Source organism: Elstera cyanobacteriorum (assembly GCF_002251735.1).
Lineage (GTDB): Bacteria > Pseudomonadota > Alphaproteobacteria > Elsterales > Elsteraceae > Elstera > Elstera cyanobacteriorum.
Genome location: NZ_NOXS01000035.1, coordinates 346310 through 364387, shown reverse-complemented (window position 1 = coordinate 364387; position 18078 = coordinate 346310). Strand labels below are relative to the sequence as shown.

The following is an 18078-nucleotide window of genomic DNA, read 5'->3' as shown; positions in this document are numbered from 1 at the left end:
TCCTCCTAAAAGCCTAGGGGTTTTCCACCCGCCCCCTCTGGCCTATGTAAGAATGCGCCAGAGCCGATCAAGAAAGCCAGCCCGGAAGGAGCCGCCATGACCACCGCAAAACCAACCGACACGCCCACCGCGCCGCCCGCTGCCGCCCCGGAAACCGCCCCCGCCCCCGCCCCCGAGGCCAAACCGCCAAAAGAATACGGTGGCCCGCAAGGCCCAGAACCCACTCGTTTTGGTGATTGGGAACGGAATGGGCGGTGTTCGGATTTTTAGGAAGGGTTTGGCGTCGCTTCAATCCGGGTACGCAGTGCATTCAATTGTGCGAAAAGCGGATCAAGATTGGGATTGTGCAGTCTGCGGAACATTGTTTGGGCACGATTCAGAACATTCAGGGCCTCTGCCCGTCTTGGCGGGGCTAGAGCCATTAGGGTTTCAGCATAATCCATGGCCGCCTGAGCGACCAAGCGGTCCCGTGCAGTACTGTCTTTGCTCATCGGCAACCATTGCTCAGCACGATTATAGAGATCAATGGCAGTTAGCCGGTCGTCCGGGAAATATGTATGCAGAATTTTCGCGCGTTTAGTCAGGGATATTGCCCAGTAATAGCGCATTTCTTCCGTCATCTGCTCGTTTGCATAGCGCTCGAGGCCGATCAAATGGGCGATTGCTTTGGTCGGAACAGGTGGTTGTTCATTAAGGGCAAAATCGGCAAGCTGCACCATCGCTTGGGCGGTCGCCTTACGAATACCCATATTGTTTGTTGCGCTGCGGTCTTTAACCAAAGCGGTAAGATCTTTTTCGGCGTCACGAACTTGTTGCACACTCAAGTGCGGGGCAATTTCTGCAAGTTTCACCCGAGCCAGCAGGCCAGCTTCTTGTAACTCTGGAATGCTTGCCCCATCGGCCAAACTGCGAACCGCTCGGTAGTCTGCGGCGGCTTCTATGAAGTTTGGTGGCTTTTGGGCAACGAGCAGCATTCCGCGCAGCATACGCCCATCTGCTATATAGCGGCGGCTAATACTGTCATTGTCACCAGGAATAATTTTTTCCGTCAATTGTGCGATGCTATCCATTGCGGCAGCAGGCGAAAATCTTGAAGCCTTTTGCATGCCATCTCGAAAAAGAAGCTCGGCATAAAAAGGCGATATTTCGGAAAATGCAGGTTTATTATTTTGTTGAATTCTGGAGGCAAGGGTTAACCCCTGTTTTAGGATATTTTCAATTTCATTTGTCTCAACAGGGGTTCGTTGAGAGAGGGCGCGAATTTTATAGGCATAAGCTGCAATTCTAATTGTTTCGGTATCTGACACCCCTTCGCTGTCTTGTAAGACCTTCTGCGCGGTATTCGCGGCAAGTCCCGTATGCGGTGGGGTAAAAGCCAGCAGCAGGGCGGTCTTTTCTAGGCCTGCCTGCAATGCGAGCCGACGAAATTCGATCGTGGGACTGGTGGAGTAAGTTTCGATCAACTTATCGAAAGCTGCAAGAGCACGATCAGTGTGTCGTAGCGACTGTGCCGCCCTGCGACCCTCGTTCAAAAGAGCCTCAGGTGAGTTATCTGCTGTCGATACTGTTGCCTGTGTTTTGACAGGTTCTGTCGAAGACGAGTCTTTACTTGTCTCCGGGCCGCACCCCATCAAGAAGGTTAGAGCCAAGAAATAAGGGCTAACGCGCATTCTTAAACTACCTTCTGGCGAATTTTTCTAATATTAACAATTTTTAGGAAATCTCAATAACTCTTCGCGTCAAAAGCAAAAACCGGGGCCGTTGCCGACCCCGGTTCCAACGCTCGCAGTGCTGACGGCGTTTAGTAGCGGTAATGTTCCGGCTTATACGGGCCTTGTTCGGCGATGCCGAGGTACTGGGCCTGGGCGGCGGTGAGTTGGGTCAGCTTGGCGCCGACCTTAGCGAGATGCAGGGCAGCGACTTTTTCGTCGAGGTGCTTCGGCAGGGTATAGACCTTGCGCTCATAGTTCGCGGCGTTCTGCCAGAGTTCGATCTGCGCCAGCACCTGATTGGTGAAGGAGGCGGACATCACAAAGCTCGGGTGGCCCGTGGCGCAACCGAGGTTCACCAAGCGGCCTTCGGCCAGCACGATCAGGCGCTTGCCGTCCGGGAAGACGACTTCATCGACCTGCGGCTTCACGTTTTCCCACTTGTAGTTCCGCAGCGCCCCGATTTGGATTTCGCTGTCGAAGTGGCCGATGTTGCAGACGATGGCGCGGTCTTTCATCTCGCGCATGTGATCGAGGGTGATCACATCGACATTGCCGGTCGCGGTCACGAAGATATCGGCAATCGGGGCGGCGTCTTCCATCGTCACCACTTGATAGCCTTCCATCGCGGCCTGCAGCGCGCAGATCGGATCAACTTCGGTGACCATGACGCGGGCACCCTGGCTGCGCAGCGAGGCGGCGGAACCTTTACCCACGTCGCCATAGCCGGCGACCAGGGCGATCTTGCCCGCCATCATCACATCGGTGGCGCGCTTAATGCCATCGACCAGGCTTTCGCGGCAGCCGTAAAGATTGTCGAACTTCGACTTGGTCACGCTATCGTTGACGTTGATCGCCGGAACCTTCAGCGTCCCCGCCTTGGCCATTTCATACAGGCGATGTACGCCCGTCGTGGTTTCTTCGGAAATCCCCCGGATATCGTCCAACAGCGCCGGGAAGCGCTGGTGCAGCACCAGGGTCAGGTCGCCGCCATCGTCCAGCACCATATTCGGGCGCCAGCCGTTCGGGCCTTCGATGGTCTGGTCGATGCACCACCAGAATTCTTCCTCGCTCATGCCCTTCCAAGCAAAAACCGGGATGCCCGCTGCGGCCATAGCGGCGGCGGCTTGGTCTTGGGTCGAGAAGATATTGCACGACGACCAGCGCACTTCGGCGCCCAGCGCGGTCAGGGTTTCGATCAAAACCGCCGTCTGAATGGTCATATGCAGCGAACCGGCGATGCGTGCGCCCTTCAGCGGCTGCGACGGGCCGTATTCGGCGCGCAGGGCCATCAGGCCGGGCATTTCGGTTTCGGCGATGCGGATTTCCTTGCGGCCCCACTCGGCCAGCGACAAATCCTTAACTTTATAATCGGCGGTCATGATGGTCCTTCCGGCGGCACGGCCTGCTTCGGTGTGTATCAGGACATAAAGATAGCTTTATGTCCTGATCCTTATACGAGAGCGGCCCCGGAAGGGCAAGGGGGCGGGTTAAAACTTATTCTTGGCGCCCGTAAAACCCGATTTCGCCGCCTCTGCGGCGCAGGCATAGGCGCCGTCCTTGGTTTTGCCGAAATAGCGGTTGCCCGGCTCGAAGGATTTGCCGGAATTGGGGTTCAGCCACACCACAGCGTTTTTGCTGCCGCAGGTCTTTTCGGCGAGGGCGAGGTCGGTGAAATTCTGGCCCGGTAGCCCAGGTAGGGCCGATTTCGCTGCTTTCGCGGCTGTTGCGGTCTCGACCGTCGGGGCAGCGACCTTCGGGGTTTCAACCTTGGGGGCGGCGGCTTTCGGTAGGCCGGGCACGCCGTTCGGCAGCGGGGTTTGCGCCCAGGCGGTGGGGGCGATCAAGGCGGCGGCGAGGACCAGGGCAAAACGGGACATTTCAGTCTCCTGACGGGAAAAACCACCGGCAGTATATCACCTCGGCGCGAAAACGGCGGCGCGTTTCCGGCGATAGGCCGCCATGCGCAAACCCAAGGCGACGAGCAGCAGCACCAGGGCGATGCTATAGGGCGGGTTGGCCGGAACCCGTTTCCCAAACGCGACGACAAAGCTGATCCACAAATACCATAGGCCGATCCGGTGAAGCCCCGGCCAGATCGCCCACCGCCGGGCGGCATCGAAAGAGGTGGCAGCCATGAGGAGGATGAAGCCATAGGCGATGCCGCCGGTGACCACATTGGCGGGATTGGTCAGGCTCCAGAACAGCGCCGGGTCGCGCGTCGCCAAGGCCACCAGCACGACAGCGTGGGTGAGATGTGAGAGGGCGAAGCTCAGCCCAAACCAGCGGCGCAGCTTGAGGAGGGCGGCGCTGGCCGCACTCGGCCAGAGGCTGTGCAGCGGTCCCGCGACAAAGGCGAGCAGGAAGAGGATCAACGAACTGCGCGCGGTCCCCCGGATGATCAGGCGCAAGGCTTCCGTTTCGGTCGGCGCCCCGGCGAAGGCCAGCAGGCTGCCCCCGGCCAAGCCAAGACCGGTGAGCATCAACAGCAACAGTCCGTTCGGCATCTCAGACTCCATGCATCGTTATATGAGGTATCGTGTTACTAGGTATAAGCCGAAACCTTGATCCCTAGCAAGCCTAGGCTTAAGATCGGCGCATGGACGCGGAAATGCTAAAGGGCCATCTCGATACCATCCTGCTCGCGGCCCTGCGGGCGGGGGAGGCGCATGGCTATGGGATTATCGAAACCATCAAGGCGCAAAGCGACGGCACCTTTGATCTGCCGGAAGGAACGATCTATCCGGCGCTGCATCGGTTGGAAGCTGCCGGGCTGCTGGTCAGCCGCTGGGGCCAGTCGCCAACTGGGCGCAAACGGCGGCTCTACGCGCTGACCCCGGCCGGGGAGGCGGCGTTAGGCGACCGGCAGGCGCGCTGGGCGGCTTTTTCCGGCGCGGTGGAGGCGCTGTTGCGCCCCGGCGGGCGTTGAGTGGACCCGGCGGCGCAGCTCTATCTTCACGCGGTCCGGGCGGCGCTGGCTTTCGATCCGGCGCTGGCGGAGCGGGTGGCGGCTGAAGCCGAAGATCATCTTGCCGAAGCGGAAGAGGCGCGCGGCGGGGCGGTCGATCCCCATCTTTGCCTCGGCCCGCCGGATGCTTTCGCCCACGGCATCGCCGCCGCCCACGGGCCGCCGCGGCTGGCGGGGTTTCTGAAACTGCTGCTGACGGCGCTGCTGTTGGTAACGCTGACCATGCGCCTGCGTTTAGCCTTCCTGCCGCCGCTGGAGGCCGAGGCCTGGTTATGGCCCGCCCGTTTGGCCGACCGCTGGGGCTTGATTGCGGCAACACTCGCGGCGGCCTTGGCCGGGGTCGGCTTGTGGCGGCAGCGGCGTGGGAAAGACTGGCACCTGTCTCCCCGCCGCTTGGCCTGGGTGGGGGGCGCGGCCCTGCTCCTGTCCAGCCTTGGCGGGGGCGTATTGACCGCGCTCGGGATTGCCGCCCAGCCGACCTGGGGCGCAGTGGCCCCCCTAGCAACGACAGCGGCGGAGGTGGTGGCCCTGCTCTTCCTCGCGGGCGAGTACCGCCGCGTCCGCCGCTATCCGGGGCTGGTTTAGCGCGCCCCCATCCGCACCCCGGCGAGAAATTTTTCCACCGTCCCGCGCAGGCTTTGGCTTTCCGAGTTCAAATTGGCGGCGCTGTCGTGAACGGTGGCGGAGGCTTGGCGGGCCTGATCGACCGTGCCGGTGGCGGCGTTCATCTCCTCGGCAACGGCGCGCGTCCCATTGGCGGCTTCCTGCATCTGGCGGGCGATTTCGCTGGTCGCGGCGCCCTGTTGTTCGACCGAGCCGGAAATATCGGCGGCGAGGCGTTCGAGGCTTTGGATGACGTGTCCAACCTCGCGCACCGCCCCGGCGGCATTGCTGGTGCCGCTGCGGACGGCGGCGATTTGGGCGGCGATTTCTTCCGTTGCCCGCGCCGTTTGGGCGGCCAAGGCTTTAACTTCACTTGCGACGACGGCAAAGCCCTTCCCCGCATCCCCGGCGCGCGCCGCCTCGATGGTCGCGTTTAAGGCCAGCAGATTGGTCTGGGCTGCAATCTCGTTGATCAACTGCCCGGCCATACCGATGCGTTCCACCGTCTCGGTCAGGCTGGCGATTTGCCGGTCCACGGTTTCGGTTTCCGCGACGGCATTGCGAGAAATGGTTAGCGCCTCGCGCACCCGGCCCGCGATTTCGGCGTTGGAGGCCAGGAGTTCTTCCGCCGCGCCCGCCGTCGCCTCCACATTCGCGTGGGTCTGATCGGTGCTGCTAGCAATTGTGGTGAAGGCGCTATTGGCCTGCTGCACCGTGCTGGTCATCGTCCCTGCCGCCCGGTGCAACTGGTCGGTCATGCCGTTGACCTTGCCGAGCAGGCTAGACACCGCGCTATCGAAACTCTGGGTCAGGCTTTCAAGCTCCGCCTGCCGGGCGGCTTTGCGCGCCATCTCCTCCCGTTCGGCAGCTTCGCGGGCCTCCTGCTGCTCAAGCGCCGTCCCGAAACCTTCGAGGGCGCGGGCGAGACCGCCGATTTCATCGGCCCGCGCGGCTTCCCGGCTTAGGTTCAACCGCCGCTCCCCGCCCGCCAAACGGGCAACGGCGCCGCCCATCGCCAGCAAGGGCCGGGCGACGGTACGGGTGGCCAGCAGCGAGACGATCAGCACGGCAAGGCCGCCGAGCAGCACGACGCCGAGCACGCTATAGGTCAGCATATGCCCGCGCGCCAACTGCGCGTCGATCACCGTCTGAATTTCAAACACGCCGCGCACGTCGCCGACCTTCCAATCTTTCTTCGGCGATTGCGGGTGGGAGTTATGGCAGGCAACACAGGCTTCCCCCAGCCGGTCGCCGACCGCGACGCGCACGACTTCCTTGCCGTTCAGCACCGTGCGGTCGATGAAGGGGGTATCGGGGTTCTTCTGGAACTGCTCCCAGGCGGCTTTCTGGAACGCATCGGTCTGGCGGTTCGCCCGCTCCGGGAAGGGGTAGGGGCTATAGAACGATAGGCTGACGCCCTTGTCTTGGAGACGGGCCGACATATCCAACATAAAGGTTGCCGGGATCGGCGCGCCTTTTGGATCGTTGGCATGGAGGTGGGTTAACTTCAAATCCTGACTGCCCCGGATCTTCGGGACAATCGCGGTGTTGTAATAGTCGCGGACCGAGCGGAACTGCGCGATGGTTTGCAGGGCGTTTTCGACGGCGGTCGCTTGGGTATCCGCCTCGATCTGCCGGGGGATGATGAAGCCGATGGCTAAGATCATCGCCAGCAGCGCCAACGGCACCGGCAGCGCGATTTTCCAGACCAGTGAATGACGCCACGCCCGCATGCTCGATCCTCCTCAAAGAGAGGTGGTCCGCCGCCACCCGTCTGCCCGTTATACAGGAGTATCGGTTCGATAGATGCAGGTGGCACGCGGATTTTACCGGGGGGGGCGAAAGCGGGTTAGACCCCCGCGTCCACCCCGTCCAGCGTTACGCCCAGTTCGGCTTCGAAGGCGGCGACGGCTTGGGTGAGATGGGCGGCCAGCCGGTTGAAGGCGGCCAGATCGTCGGCGGCCAGCCCGCTCAGCATCTTCTGTTCCGCCGATAGGGCCAGCGGAACGATTTGGGCGTAGACGGCGCGGCCTTCCTCGGTCATCTCCAGGGTCAGGCGGCGGCGGTCGTGCGGATCGACGCGGCGGGCGAGGCGGCCCGCGTCGAGCAGCCGGGCGATGGCGCGCGAGACGCGCACCTTATCCATCGCGGTGCGGGCGGCAACCTCTGTCGCCGTCATCTCGCCATAGCGGCCCAGCACGGCCAAAATCCGCCATTCCGGGATCGTCAGGCTAAACTCGTCGGAATAGAGCTTGCCGATCAGGGCGCTGACGCGGTTGCTGAGAACGCTCAGGCGGTAGGGCAGGAAGCGCTCTAGGTCGAGCGGCGTATCCTCGGGGCGTCGCACCATCTCCTCTCCCATCTTGCTTGCAGTTTGTTTCTTGTGAAACTAATATCGCTTTCAGCCATTGTTTCCCAGATGGGATTGCAACGCAATCTGCCGGTTGCGGCAGTTTAAGGATAACCGGAGGGGCGCCGCTATGAGTGAGATTACCGATATCAATCCGATGGGCACCGATGGGTTCGAATTCGTCGAATATACGGCGGCGGACCCGGCGCAATTGGAAGCGCTGTTTACCCGTTTGGGCTTCAAGCCGGTCGCCAAGCATCGGTCGAAAAACGTGCTGCTGTTCAAGCAAGGCGACGTGAACTTCATTCTGAATGCCGAGCCGGAGAGCTTTGCCCAGTCCTTTGCCCGCGTGCACGGCCCATCGGCCTGCGCGATGGCGTTTCGGGTGAAGGATGCGGGCTATGCCGTCCGCCGGGCCGAAAGCCTGGGGGCGAAGGTGCACCACGGCGCGGTCGGGCCGATGGAACTCAGCATCCCCGCGATCCAGGGCATCGGCGGCAGCCTGATCTATTTGGTGGATCGGTATGGGCCGAGCACGATCTATGACGTGGATTTCGTGCCGCTGCCGGGGGCGGAGGCGGTGCCCTTCGGCGTCGGTCTAACGGGGGTCGATCACCTGACCCATAACGTCCATCGCGGGCGGATGAAGGAATGGTCGGGCTTTTATGAAAAGCTCTTCAACTTCCGCGAAATTCGCTATTTCGATATCGAAGGCAAGGTCACCGGTCTGTTTTCCAAAGCGATGACCAGCCCCTGCGGCAAGATCCGGATTCCCATCAACGAAAGCGCCGACGATAAGAGCCAGATTGAAGAATATCTGCGCGCTTACAACGGCGAAGGCATTCAGCATATCGCCCTGTCGACCGATGATATTTATCAGACCGTCGAAACCCTGCTGGGCAAGGGCGTGAAGTTTATGGATACGCCGGATAGCTATTACGAGCTGATCGGCAACCGCTTGCCCTATCACGGCGAGGATGTGGAACGGCTGAAGCAGAACCGTATTCTGATCGACGGCGCGCCGACCGAAAACGGCGGGCTGCTGCTGCAAATCTTCACCGATACGGTCATCGGCCCGATCTTCTTTGAAATCATCCAGCGCAAGGGCGACGAAGGCTTCGGCGAAGGCAACTTCCGCGCGCTGTTCGAATCGATCGAACTCGACCAAATCCGGCGCGGCGTGGTGTAGCATGAAAAACTGGATTGAGTTTCCCCACCGCGAGGGGGAAACCTCGCGCCAGGCGCATTGCGACCTGCCGCCGGGCACCTACGAGCGGGAATTGGGGCGCGAAGGGTTCTTCGGCCCTGCCACCCATATGTACCACGCCCACCCGCCGACCGGCTGGACCGATTGGGACGGGCCCTTGCGCCCGCGCGCCTTCGACCTTGCCCGCCTGACCGCCACCGAAACCAGCCCCTTCCTAGCGCCGGATATTCTCTATAACAGCCACGTCCGCATGCGCTTTTGGCACGCCCCGCAGCGCATGGACCATCTGGTGCGCAATGCCGATGGCGACGATCTTCTGTTCGTCCATACCGGCACGGCGGCGCTCTATTGCGATTACGGGCATTTGGACATCGCAGCGGGCGATTATGTGCTGCTGCCGCGCGGCACGATGTGGCGGATCGATCAGGCCCAGCAGTTCACGGCGCTGCTGATCGAAGCGACGAATAGCGCCTATCGCCTGCCAGATAAGGGCATGCTCGGCCCGCATGCGATCTTCGATCCCGCCATGCTGGACGTGCCGCGCATCGACGACGCTTTCCGCGCCCAGGCGACGGAAGACGAATGGAAGGTGCGCATCAAGCGGCGCGGGCAGATTTCCACCGTCACCTTCCCGTTCAATCCGCTGGATGCCAAAGGTTGGAAGGGCAATCTGTCGGCAGTGCGGATCAATGTGCGCGATATTCGCCCGCTGATGAGCCATCGCTACCATCTGCCGCCGTCCGCTCACACCACCTTCGTGGCGGATCGTTTCGTCGTCTGTACCTTCGCGCCGCGCCTGTTCGAAACCGACCCCGGCGCGCTGAAAGTGCCCTTCTTCCACGATAACCTCGATTACGACGAGGTGTTGTTCTACCACGCCGGGGATTTCTTCAGCCGCGACAATATCCACCCCGGCATGATGAGCTTCCATCCCTGCGGCTTCACCCACGGCCCGCACCCGAAAGCGCTGACCCGCGCCTTCGAGCAGCCGAAAGCCGCAACGGATGAATATGCCGTAATGATCGACACGCGCGACGCGCTAGAGATCGGCACGGGGGCGGCCTCGGTCGAATGGGCGGGCTATGTGAACAGTTGGATGGGGACATAAGCGGATGAAACTCGCAACCCTGCGAACCGGCGGGCGCGATGGCGCGCTGGTTCTAGTATCGACCGATCTGACGCGGGCGGTGGCCGCCACCGGGATCGCGCCGACCCTGCAAGCCGCGCTGGATACTTGGGCGGAGACAGCGCCGAAGCTGCGGGCACTCGCCGCAGACTTAGAGGCAGGCCGGGCCGAGGGCGCCTTTGCCTTCGATGCTGCCGCCTGCCTGTCCCCCCTGCCGCGCGCCTATCAATGGTGCGACGGTAGCGCCTATGTGAACCATGTGGAACTGGTGCGCAAAGCGCGCGGCGCAGCGATGCCGGAAAGTTTCTGGACCGATCCACTGATGTATCAGGGCGGCTCCGACAGTTTCCTGGCCCCGACCGAACCGATCCGTATGGCCAGTGAAAGCTTCGGCATCGATTTCGAGGGCGAAGTTGCGGTCGTGACCGACGATGTGCCGATGGGGGCCGATCTCGCCACGGCGGCGCGGGCGATCCGGCTGGTGATGCTGGTCAACGATGTATCGCTGCGCAATCTGATCCCGAATGAATTGGCGAAAGGCTTCGGCTTTTTTCAGTCGAAACCCTCCAGCGCCTTTTCCCCGGTTGCCGTGACGCCCGATGCGCTGGGCGCGGCCTGGGATGGCGGCAAGCTGCATCTGCCGCTGCTGGTGGCGCTCAACGGTCAGCCTTTCGGCAAAGCCAATGCCGGGGTGGATATGACCTTCGATTTCCCAACCCTGATCGCCCATGCTGCCAAGACGCGGCCTTTGGCGGCGGGCAGCATCATTGGCTCCGGCACGGTATCGAATAAGGATGCCGGGGGCGGGCCGGGGCGCCCGGTCAGTGACGGGGGCTTGGGCTATTCCTGCTTGGCCGAGGTGCGCATGGTCGAAACCCTGCTGCACGGCGGCGCCCGCACGCCCTTCCTACGTTTCGGCGACCGGGTACGGATCGAGATGCAGGACGCGACCGGCCAGAGCGTCTTTGGCGCAATCGAGCAGACGGTCGAAGAGTATCGCTAAGGCGTCAGGGGCTTAGCCCCTGACCCTTATTTTTCCGACCACTCCAACCGCCGTTGCCAGCCCGCGCCGTTGCGGTCGGCGATCAGCAGGGCGGCGTCGCCGTCTTTCAAGGAAAACCGCGCGCGGCCTTGGCGCAGGGGGCCTAGGTCGGGGCTGGTGCCGCTTGCCTCAATCGTAATGTCTGGCACCGTCGCCGTGAGTTTGGTCACGGTTGCGCTGCCGTTCCCGACCGTAACCTCTGCGGTTGCGTCCTTAAACGGCAGTTTGCCGGTGGTGAAGGCATTGGCGAGGGCGAGGCCGCGGTCGGCGCTGCGCTGCGGATTACCCTCGGTCGCTGGGGCTAGGGCCGCGCGCAGCCCGTCAAGGTCGATGCCGCCGATCTGCCCGTCCCGACTTTGCGCCGCCAGCGTGCCGCTGAGCCGGCTCGGCAGTTCGGCCAAGGTCAGGGCTTTTGCCGTCAGAATACTCTGGGCCGACAGGCGCCCCTCGGCGTCCGGTTCGTCGAAGAAGGCGGCGGTGGCGCGGCCTAGGGCGGCGTCTTTCAGGTCGAGGTTCAGGGTTAGGTGCGGCTCGCTCTCCCCGAAGGCCAGCAGGGCCGAAAGCTCCAGCGTTCCGTCGTAGAGTTTCGCGGTGCCATCGTCGAACCGCCAGGTGCCATTGGTAAAGCGCAGTTGCCCCGCAAGATCGGTTAGGGAATAGGGGGCTTGGTCGAGCAGCCCCAGGCGCACGGCGATATCAACCTCCAGCGGCCACAGCAGCGCGTCGGCCAACCGGGCTTTGCTGGCGGGGCTGTCCCGCCATTGGGCCGGGCGCAGGACGGAAATCCCGATACCGCCGTCGAGCTTAAAACCGCCGTCCCCGACCGGAAAGGTCAGCGTGCCGCGCGCGTCTGCCGCGAGATCGGGCAGGCGCAGGGCAAGACTATCCGCGTATAGGCGGCTGCGGCTAAGGTCGAGCCGCCCGGTCAGTTTCACCGGCCCGTCGCCATCGGCGGTCAGGCCCAGGGTCCAATCCCGCAGCGCTTGAGGTTGCGACGGGTGCAGCACATCGAGGTCTAGCAGGGCAGTTCCGGCCAGGGGTGCCCAGGTGCCGCCGATTTGCGCGTCGGCGCTTCCCAGCTTTAGGGCAAGCGCCAGATCGGCCTTCGCCAGCGGGCCATTGAGGGCCAGCGCAGCCCGCCCCTCCAGCCCAGCGCGCGCGGGCAGCGACACGTGCAGAAGATCGCCCGTGCGGGCGGTATCGGCCCAGGTGGCATTGGCTTTCAACGCCAGAACCGGCGGCGTCTGGGTCGCATCGACCGTCCCGCTCAAGCGGAAGGGTTCTGGCCCGCCGAAGCCGTGCGCCGTCGCCTCGGTCAGCGTCAGTACCCCGCTTGCGACCTGTGCCGTCAGCCGTAGGTCGCGCAGCGGATGATCGACTAGCAGGCTTTCACCGATGGTCAGGGCGAGGCTGCCGTCAAATCCCGTCAGCGGGGCGAGGCCACCGTCGCCGCCGATCAACTCGGCCCAGGGGGTGAGGGGTTGCAGCGCGTCGAGCGGCAACCGGTCGGCGGTCAGGGTGGCGCTGAGCGTCGGGCGGTCGCCTGCGGCCACCCGAAGGGCGCCGGTCACACGGCTATTGTCGAAACTCACGTCCAGCCGGTCCACCGACAGGTGCTCGCGGTCGCCGGAAAGGGCAAGCGTGCCCGAGAGCCGCCGCCAGCGGTCGCCCCGTGGGAACCAGCGCGGGTCGGCCCCGGCCCAAACCAGGGCGGGGCGGGGATCGTCGCCCCCCACTTCGCCGCGCCCGGCGAAGCGCCAGTTTTCATCGGGCAGAAAGGCGCCGCTAACGGCAATATCGGTGCCGCCCGGCAGCACAACGGCGCCTTCCGATAGGGTGAGCGTGCCATCGTCCCAGGCCGCGCTGATCCGGGCCTGCCGCAGCACACCGGAGCGCCAGTCGAGTGCGTCGGCGGCGAGGGTGAGCGTGCCGTTCGGCAGCGACGAGTCGCTGCGCGGCACCAGCGGCGGTTGCCACGGGGTGCGGAAGGCGTCGAGATCGAAGCGGTTAGCGCGCAGGCTGGCGTGCCATGTCAGTTGATCGGTCCAGGCAAAGCCAATGGCGCCCATGATCCGCTGCTCACCCAGGATTAAGGTGAGATCGTGCAGCGATAGGCCCTCTGGCGACAGATCGACGGCGGCATCGAGGGCAAACCGCCCCTCCGCCGGTTTCGGCACGCCGAAGCCGAGAAGATGGGCAAGCTCGGTCCCCCGGCTGCCCTCGCCCTTTAGTTTGCCGACGAAGCGCGCTTCTCCCTCTTCGGCAACCGTGCCGGTCAAGCGCAAGGTGGGGCCGCCGCCGCGCGGGCCGATGGAGAGGGCCAATGCCCGGCCCAGGCTGCCATCGAGCCGCCAAGGCAGGGTGCGATGCCGGAAGGTGGCGGTTAGGCGCGGGGCTTCCCCCGGTTTGCCGAACACCAGCTCCGCATCGATTGCAGTCAGCCGGTCGCCCGCATCCATCAGCGGTGATCCCGCTTCGCCATCGGTGATCGTCACCCGATCAAGGCTGGCGCGCCCGAGGCCGAGGAAATCGGTACCGGTCGGCAGATCGAGAAACTCCGCAACCGGATGATCGATGCGCAGGGAGCTAACCCGCACGGCGCCGGTGATCAAAGCCCCGAGATCAAGGTCGGCCTGAATGGCGGTGGCGCGCAGGAAGATGGGGGAGCGCTCGCCCGCCGCCTCTCCCAGCCGCACGTCTTCGGCGCGCAAAGACGGGGTGGGCAGCAGGGTCAGGCGGACATCGCCGTCGATGGCGACGCGGCGGCCGGTGACATCGCCGATCAGGGCCATCAGCTCGGGCCGGTAATGGGTCCAGTCGATCCAGCGCGGCACAAGCACCGCCGCCCCGATTGCCAGCAGAACCAGCCCCAGCGGAATAACCCACAGTGCCCCGCGCGTCGCCGACCTCTGCCCCATGATGCCCCTAAACCTGAACCGTTTGAGCGATTCTTATAGCAGAAGCGCGGCCCCGGCGGGCAGGGCCAAATGAAAACCGCCGGAAGCGGGGGCTTCCGGCGGCAAAACGCGGCAGATTGGGCGCGCGCCTAGGCCGTCAGCAGCCGGTTAACCGCCGAGGTCACGGCTTTCAGCGCGGCGGTAACGATATTACGGTCGGCGCCGACGCCCCACAGGCTGCCGTCCTTGGTCTTCAGTTCGATATAGGCGACGGCCTGGGTATTCTGACCGCGCCCGGTCGCCTGTTCGCTATAGGACAGAAGGTCGATTTCGATGCCGTGCAGGGCGGCCAGGGCGCTGCAATAGGCGTCGATGGGGCCATTGCCGCTGCCTTGGATGGTGGCGTCGGCGCCCTTGTGGCGGATCTTCGCCGTCAAATGCCGAACTTCCGAGGCATGGGCATCCGGCACCGTCGTATGGGACAGGAATTCCACCGGGTCGATGGCTTTGAGGTATTCGCTATCGAACACCTCCCAGATATTACCCGCCGTCAATTCCTTACCCGTGGCGTCGGTCACGCGCTGCACGACTTGCGAGAATTCGATCTGCAAGCGGCGCGGCAGGGTCACGCCATAGTCGGTTTCCAGCAGATAGGCGATGCCGCCTTTGCCCGACTGGCTGTTGACGCGGATGATGCCTTCGTAGCTTCGCCCCACGTCCGACGGGTCGATGGGCAGATAGGGCACTTCCCATTCCTTGGAGTTGGAGCGTTTCAGCGCATCCAGCCCCTTCTTAATCGCGTCCTGATGGCTGCCTGAGAAGGCTGTGAAGACGAGATCGCCCGCGTAAGGATGGCGCGGATGCACTGGCAGTTGATTGCAATATTCGGCAACGCGAACCAGCTCGTTGATATCCGACAGGTCCAGCCCCGGGTTAACGCCTTGGGTAAACAGGTTCAGCGCCAGGGTGACGACATCGACATTGCCGGTCCGCTCGCCATTGCCGAACAAGGTGCCTTCTACCCGGTCAGCCCCGGCCATCACGCCGAGTTCCGCCGCCGCAACGCCGGTGCCCCGGTCGTTATGCGGATGCAGGGAGACGATGGTTTCCTTCCGCCAGCGGGTATGGCGGCAGTAATATTCGATCTGGTCGGCGTAGATATTCGGCGTGGACATTTCCACGGTCGCCGGCAGATTGATGATCGCCTTATGGGTTTCGGTCGGCTGCCACACGTCCAGCACAGCATCGCAAACTTCGACGGCATAGTCGATTTCGGTGCCGGTGAAGCTTTCCGGCGAATATTGGAACACCACTTCGGTTTCCGGCACGCTGGCGACCAGTTCTTTGACGATCTGGGTGCCTTCGGTAGCGATTGCCTTAATGCCGTCCTTCTCCAGCCCGAAGACAACGCGGCGTTGCAGCGTGGAGGTGGAATTGTAGAGATGGACGATGGCGCGGCGCGAGCCTTTGATCGCCTCGAACGTCCGCTCGATCAGCGGGCGGCGGGCCTGGGTCAGCACCTGGATGGTCACATCCGCCGGGATCAGGTTTTCGTCGATCAACTGGCGGCAGAAATCAAAATCGGTCTGGCTGGCGGCAGGGAACCCGATTTCGATTTCCTTAAAGCCCATCGCCACAAGGGCCTTGAACATGCGCAGCTTGCGGTCCGGCCCCATCGGTTCGATCAGCGCCTGATTACCGTCGCGCAGATCGACGGAACACCACATCGGCGGCTTGGTGATGGTCGCATTCGGCCAAGTCCGATCCGGCAAATTGATGGGCTGGAACGGACGGTATTTGGTCGCGGCATCGATTTTCATCGGAAATATCCTAGTCTCAACTCGTCGGCCTAAACGGCATGGGGAGGGTGCGTGCGGCCCGCCTACAGCTACCGGATGGCCGCAAGTTAGGGCCGGTAGCCGCCGATAAGTCGAAGCGCGAGAAGAAGGCCAAGCGATGCCGACGCCGCCAGACGGGTCGTTTCAGTCGCAAGAATGGGGGCCTTCTGAATGCTCATGGCGGGGACGATAGGCAATCGAGGCGCCACGGGTCAACCGTCTTTCGACGCAGGGGCGGTATTAAGACAGGTCGCTTGCGGCGCGCAGGATCGTTGCTGTTTGCCCAGAGGTGGCTTCTGCGGCGCTGAGCAGTGCGGGGAAATCGTCGGGGGGATTACCCGCCCCAAGCATCTTACTGAAGACCGTATAGGCATCGGTGCCGCTGCCGTAAGCGCGCAAACTCGCGTCATCATTCACCCAGGCAAAAACGATCACCTTCGCCCGGCTGTCGAAGCGGTAGAACAGCCGGTATTGTTGGAAGAATTTGGCGCGGAACCAATGTTTCCGGGCATCGCCCAGGGTATCGCCCTGCCGGAATTTCGGGTGGCCGGGGTCGGCGGGAATATCGACGGTGATCAGCCTCAGGATGGCCGCCAGCCGTTTCGTGCAGTTTTTCTGCCGATAGTGTTCCGGGTCGGCGTCCTGGCGAAGGGCGACCTCGCGGCTCAAGCGCTCCAACTGATCGACGAATAACGGATGCGCATAAAGCCGCCAGCCATTGACCGTCACGTCAGGCATCGCCAATCCCGCGCAGGATTAATCGTTTTGGGGGTCAAGGGCGGTGTCGAGATCAATCTCCACCCCCTCGACCAGGGCTTGCATCTGCGTGACCAGGACCGGGCCGACCGATACCAGGGCGGTGGGCCGTGCGCGAATATCCGCTTCCAGGAGATCGAGAAACGGCCCGAGCGCGGTATCCGAACCATTGGTGGGAATGGGTTCGATATACACCCGCCCGCTCGCATCCAGGCTGTAGCGAATGCGGTCGCCTTTCGTCAGGTTCAAGGCACGGCGAATGCTGGCTGGAATCGTCGTTTGGTAACGGTCGGTCAGGGTTGAAAATTCTTGGTCAAGACCGGGCATGGCCGCATTCTCTTGGAAGGTCGCACTGTCGACTCAAGGGTAATGCAAATGCATTACTTGGTCAAATGCGCCGCCTCAACACCGCCGGGCCGATCAGCCCGAAGCCGAGGGTGAGCAGTGCCATGATCAACCCGTGGCTGACCAGCACGATCAGGCTGGTGTCGTAGCTGTGATAGAGGCTCATGGCGAAGGCCGCGAGGGAGGCGGAGGCAAGGCCCGCCAGTAGGGCCAGCGGTAGCCGCTCGAACGGCGCGGCGCGGCGCAGCATCAGCAGCATCGGCACCCCAGAGACAAGACCGGTCCAGCCTATCTGTTGCAGGCAATGGGTGGAAATGCCCCAATAGAGCGTTCCCGCGTTGGCGTCATCCAGGCAGCCCTTGCCGATCAACAGCAGCCAGGCGGCCAGCGGCAGCAGCGGCAGATAGCGCAGCGCCGGGGCGGCACCGGGGATCGACAGTTTGAAGGCAGCCAGTGCCGCCGTGATGCCGGTCAGCAGGATTGCGGCGGTTTCGCCCAGAAAGCGCGGTTGGGCGGCCATCGTGTCGAAATCGGGCCGCAGACCATTCGCCCAGATGATGAGGCCAAGGAACAGGCCGGTCACACTCAGCCAGCCCAGCGCGCGCACCCCCGGCGGGCGCAGCCGCCGAACGGGCGGCAGCTCCGTGCTCAGAAGGTCGATCAGCCGGGCGCTGTCCATCGTCTATTCACCCCCCAATAGGCTTTTCAGGCGCTTTAGCGCCCGATGCACCGAGACTTTTAAGGCCCCCACATTGGTCCCCAGTTCCACGGCGGCTTCCGCCAGTGACTTATCCTGAAGCCGCACCAGCAAGATCGCCTGCCGTTGCGCTTCGGGAAGCTGATCTAAGGCATGGCGCAAGGCCTGCACCTCATCCACGGCTTCCTGATCGCTATTCGTCGTCAAGCGGTCGGCGGTTACATCGAAATCATCGACGGTGATTTCGTTTTTCGCCCGCCGCGTCTGGCGGCGCAGCCCATCGAGCAAACGGTGGCGGACGATGGCGGCCAGCCACGGCTTGAAGGGGCGGTCGGGATCATAGGTATGGCGGACGAGATGGAGGGACAGCAGCGCTTCCTGCGTGGCATCCTCGTCGGTCCGGCCGATTTGGCGGACGATGATCGCCCGTACGAACGGCAGAATTTCGGTCAGAAGTTGCCGATAAGCCGCGCTATCGCCCGCTTGGGCGGCGGCCATCAAGCGGCCCCAGGCGGCCCCTTGGTCGGCAGAAAATGTCAT

The 18078-nt window shown here is 63.1% G+C and carries 18 protein-coding genes; 6 read left to right on the top strand and 12 right to left on the bottom strand.

The features are described 5' to 3' along the window. The first annotated feature begins 96 nt into the window (after window positions 1-96). The gene (locus CHR90_RS18230) at window positions 97-270 is read left to right on the top strand and encodes a DUF1674 domain-containing protein (RefSeq protein WP_094410542.1); all 174 of its coding nucleotides are present in this window, start codon (window positions 97-99) and stop codon (window positions 268-270) included. Here CHR90_RS18230 and CHR90_RS19340 read toward each other — a convergent pair. The 4 genes from CHR90_RS19340 to CHR90_RS18210 all read right to left on the bottom strand — a co-directional run bounded on the left by CHR90_RS19340 (window position 267) and on the right by CHR90_RS18210 (window position 4216). Next, window positions 267-1670, bottom strand: coding sequence for a tetratricopeptide repeat protein (locus CHR90_RS19340; RefSeq protein ID WP_141210992.1), 1404 nt, complete (start codon window positions 1668-1670; stop codon window positions 267-269). The two genes, CHR90_RS18230 and CHR90_RS19340, sit on opposite strands and share 4 nt — an antisense overlap. 131 nt (window positions 1671-1801) lie before the next feature. Continuing rightward, window positions 1802-3091, bottom strand: coding sequence for an adenosylhomocysteinase (gene ahcY, locus CHR90_RS18220; RefSeq protein WP_094410540.1), 1290 nt, complete (start codon window positions 3089-3091; stop codon window positions 1802-1804). 108 nt (window positions 3092-3199) lie between these two features. Further along, complete coding sequence (locus tag CHR90_RS18215) at window positions 3200-3589, bottom strand: hypothetical protein (protein WP_094410539.1); 390 nt, start codon at window positions 3587-3589, stop codon at window positions 3200-3202. 36 nt (window positions 3590-3625) lie between these two features. Then, complete coding sequence (locus CHR90_RS18210) at window positions 3626-4216, bottom strand: ferric reductase-like transmembrane domain-containing protein (protein WP_170941463.1); 591 nt, start codon at window positions 4214-4216, stop codon at window positions 3626-3628. A 92-nt stretch (window positions 4217-4308) separates the two neighbouring features. Here CHR90_RS18210 and CHR90_RS18205 point away from each other — a divergent pair, with 92 nt between their 5' ends. Together CHR90_RS18205 and CHR90_RS18200 are read left to right on the top strand one after the other, a co-directional pair. Then, window positions 4309-4638, top strand: coding sequence for a PadR family transcriptional regulator (locus CHR90_RS18205; protein WP_094410537.1), 330 nt, complete (start codon window positions 4309-4311; stop codon window positions 4636-4638). Next, window positions 4639-5262: a hypothetical protein gene (locus tag CHR90_RS18200; RefSeq protein WP_094410536.1), complete on the top strand. Its 624-nt coding sequence runs from the start codon at window positions 4639-4641 to the stop codon at window positions 5260-5262. Here the strand turns inward: CHR90_RS18200 and CHR90_RS18195 are convergent. Both CHR90_RS18195 and CHR90_RS18190 read right to left on the bottom strand, forming a co-directional pair. Continuing rightward, window positions 5259-7013: a methyl-accepting chemotaxis protein gene (locus CHR90_RS18195; protein ID WP_094410535.1), complete on the bottom strand. Its 1755-nt coding sequence runs from the start codon at window positions 7011-7013 to the stop codon at window positions 5259-5261. The genes CHR90_RS18200 and CHR90_RS18195 overlap by 4 nt on opposite strands. 116 nt (window positions 7014-7129) lie before the next feature. After that, window positions 7130-7630, bottom strand: a complete 501-nt coding sequence (locus tag CHR90_RS18190; protein WP_212668723.1) for a MarR family winged helix-turn-helix transcriptional regulator — start codon at window positions 7628-7630, stop codon at window positions 7130-7132. Window positions 7631-7760: 130 nt separating this feature from the next. On the opposite strand from CHR90_RS18190, the gene hppD reads away from it, so the two are divergent. From hppD to CHR90_RS18175, 3 genes are read left to right on the top strand one after another with little or no spacing between them, the layout of a single operon-like run. Further along, on the top strand, window positions 7761-8819 hold the full coding sequence (gene hppD / locus CHR90_RS18185; RefSeq protein ID WP_094410533.1) for a 4-hydroxyphenylpyruvate dioxygenase: 1059 nt from the start codon (window positions 7761-7763) through the stop codon (window positions 8817-8819). A 1-nt stretch (window position 8820) separates the two neighbouring features. Beyond that, window positions 8821-9945, top strand: a complete 1125-nt coding sequence (locus CHR90_RS18180) for a homogentisate 1,2-dioxygenase (protein WP_094410532.1) — start codon at window positions 8821-8823, stop codon at window positions 9943-9945. Window positions 9946-9949: 4 nt separating this feature from the next. Then, window positions 9950-10966, top strand: a complete 1017-nt coding sequence (locus CHR90_RS18175) for a fumarylacetoacetate hydrolase family protein (RefSeq protein ID WP_094410531.1) — start codon at window positions 9950-9952, stop codon at window positions 10964-10966. Window positions 10967-10992: 26 nt separating this feature from the next. Here the strand turns inward: CHR90_RS18175 and CHR90_RS18170 are convergent, their stop codons facing one another. From CHR90_RS18170 to CHR90_RS18145, 6 genes are all read right to left on the bottom strand, one after another. Further along, window positions 10993-13923, bottom strand: coding sequence for an AsmA family protein (locus CHR90_RS18170; protein ID WP_094410530.1), 2931 nt, complete (start codon window positions 13921-13923; stop codon window positions 10993-10995). 128 nt (window positions 13924-14051) lie between these two features. Then, window positions 14052-15722, bottom strand: coding sequence for a 2-isopropylmalate synthase (leuA, locus tag CHR90_RS18165; RefSeq protein WP_094410529.1), 1671 nt, complete (start codon window positions 15720-15722; stop codon window positions 14052-14054). 258 nt (window positions 15723-15980) lie between these two features. Then, complete coding sequence (locus tag CHR90_RS18160; RefSeq protein WP_094410528.1) at window positions 15981-16478, bottom strand: type II toxin-antitoxin system YhaV family toxin; 498 nt, start codon at window positions 16476-16478, stop codon at window positions 15981-15983. A gap of 18 nt (window positions 16479-16496) precedes the next feature. Then, window positions 16497-16823, bottom strand: coding sequence for a type II toxin-antitoxin system PrlF family antitoxin (locus CHR90_RS18155; protein WP_094410527.1), 327 nt, complete (start codon window positions 16821-16823; stop codon window positions 16497-16499). Window positions 16824-16884: 61 nt separating this feature from the next. Continuing rightward, window positions 16885-17520 (bottom strand): NrsF family protein, encoded by a 636-nt coding sequence (locus CHR90_RS18150; protein WP_094410526.1) that lies wholly within the window; start codon window positions 17518-17520, stop codon window positions 16885-16887. 3 nt (window positions 17521-17523) lie between these two features. After that, on the bottom strand, window positions 17524-18078 hold the full coding sequence (locus CHR90_RS18145; RefSeq protein WP_094410525.1) for a sigma-70 family RNA polymerase sigma factor: 555 nt from the start codon (window positions 18076-18078) through the stop codon (window positions 17524-17526).

What these genes read in the sequence shown, in the direction of transcription:
- CHR90_RS18230 (WP_094410542.1), top strand. Translation starts at nt 97, where the DNA reads ATGACCACCGCAAAACCAACCGACACGCCCACCGCGCCGCCCGCTGCC.
- CHR90_RS19340 (WP_141210992.1), bottom strand. Translation starts at nt 1,670, where the DNA reads ATGCGCGTTAGCCCTTATTTCTTGGCTCTAACCTTCTTGATGGGGTGC.
- ahcY (WP_094410540.1), bottom strand. Translation starts at nt 3,091, where the DNA reads ATGACCGCCGATTATAAAGTTAAGGATTTGTCGCTGGCCGAGTGGGGC.
- CHR90_RS18215 (WP_094410539.1), bottom strand. Translation starts at nt 3,589, where the DNA reads ATGTCCCGTTTTGCCCTGGTCCTCGCCGCCGCCTTGATCGCCCCCACC.
- CHR90_RS18210 (WP_170941463.1), bottom strand. Translation starts at nt 4,216, where the DNA reads ATGCCGAACGGACTGTTGCTGTTGATGCTCACCGGTCTTGGCTTGGCC.
- CHR90_RS18205 (WP_094410537.1), top strand. Translation starts at nt 4,309, where the DNA reads ATGGACGCGGAAATGCTAAAGGGCCATCTCGATACCATCCTGCTCGCG.
- CHR90_RS18195 (WP_094410535.1), bottom strand. Translation starts at nt 7,013, where the DNA reads ATGCGGGCGTGGCGTCATTCACTGGTCTGGAAAATCGCGCTGCCGGTG.
- CHR90_RS18190 (WP_212668723.1), bottom strand. Translation starts at nt 7,630, where the DNA reads ATGGTGCGACGCCCCGAGGATACGCCGCTCGACCTAGAGCGCTTCCTG.
- hppD (WP_094410533.1), top strand. Translation starts at nt 7,761, where the DNA reads ATGAGTGAGATTACCGATATCAATCCGATGGGCACCGATGGGTTCGAA.
- CHR90_RS18180 (WP_094410532.1), top strand. Translation starts at nt 8,821, where the DNA reads ATGAAAAACTGGATTGAGTTTCCCCACCGCGAGGGGGAAACCTCGCGC.
- CHR90_RS18175 (WP_094410531.1), top strand. Translation starts at nt 9,950, where the DNA reads ATGAAACTCGCAACCCTGCGAACCGGCGGGCGCGATGGCGCGCTGGTT.
- CHR90_RS18170 (WP_094410530.1), bottom strand. Translation starts at nt 13,923, where the DNA reads ATGGGGCAGAGGTCGGCGACGCGCGGGGCACTGTGGGTTATTCCGCTG.
- leuA (WP_094410529.1), bottom strand. Translation starts at nt 15,722, where the DNA reads ATGAAAATCGATGCCGCGACCAAATACCGTCCGTTCCAGCCCATCAAT.
- CHR90_RS18160 (WP_094410528.1), bottom strand. Translation starts at nt 16,478, where the DNA reads ATGCCTGACGTGACGGTCAATGGCTGGCGGCTTTATGCGCATCCGTTA.
- CHR90_RS18155 (WP_094410527.1), bottom strand. Translation starts at nt 16,823, where the DNA reads ATGCCCGGTCTTGACCAAGAATTTTCAACCCTGACCGACCGTTACCAA.
- CHR90_RS18150 (WP_094410526.1), bottom strand. Translation starts at nt 17,520, where the DNA reads ATGGACAGCGCCCGGCTGATCGACCTTCTGAGCACGGAGCTGCCGCCC.
- CHR90_RS18145 (WP_094410525.1), bottom strand. Translation starts at nt 18,078, where the DNA reads ATGACATTTTCTGCCGACCAAGGGGCCGCCTGGGGCCGCTTGATGGCC.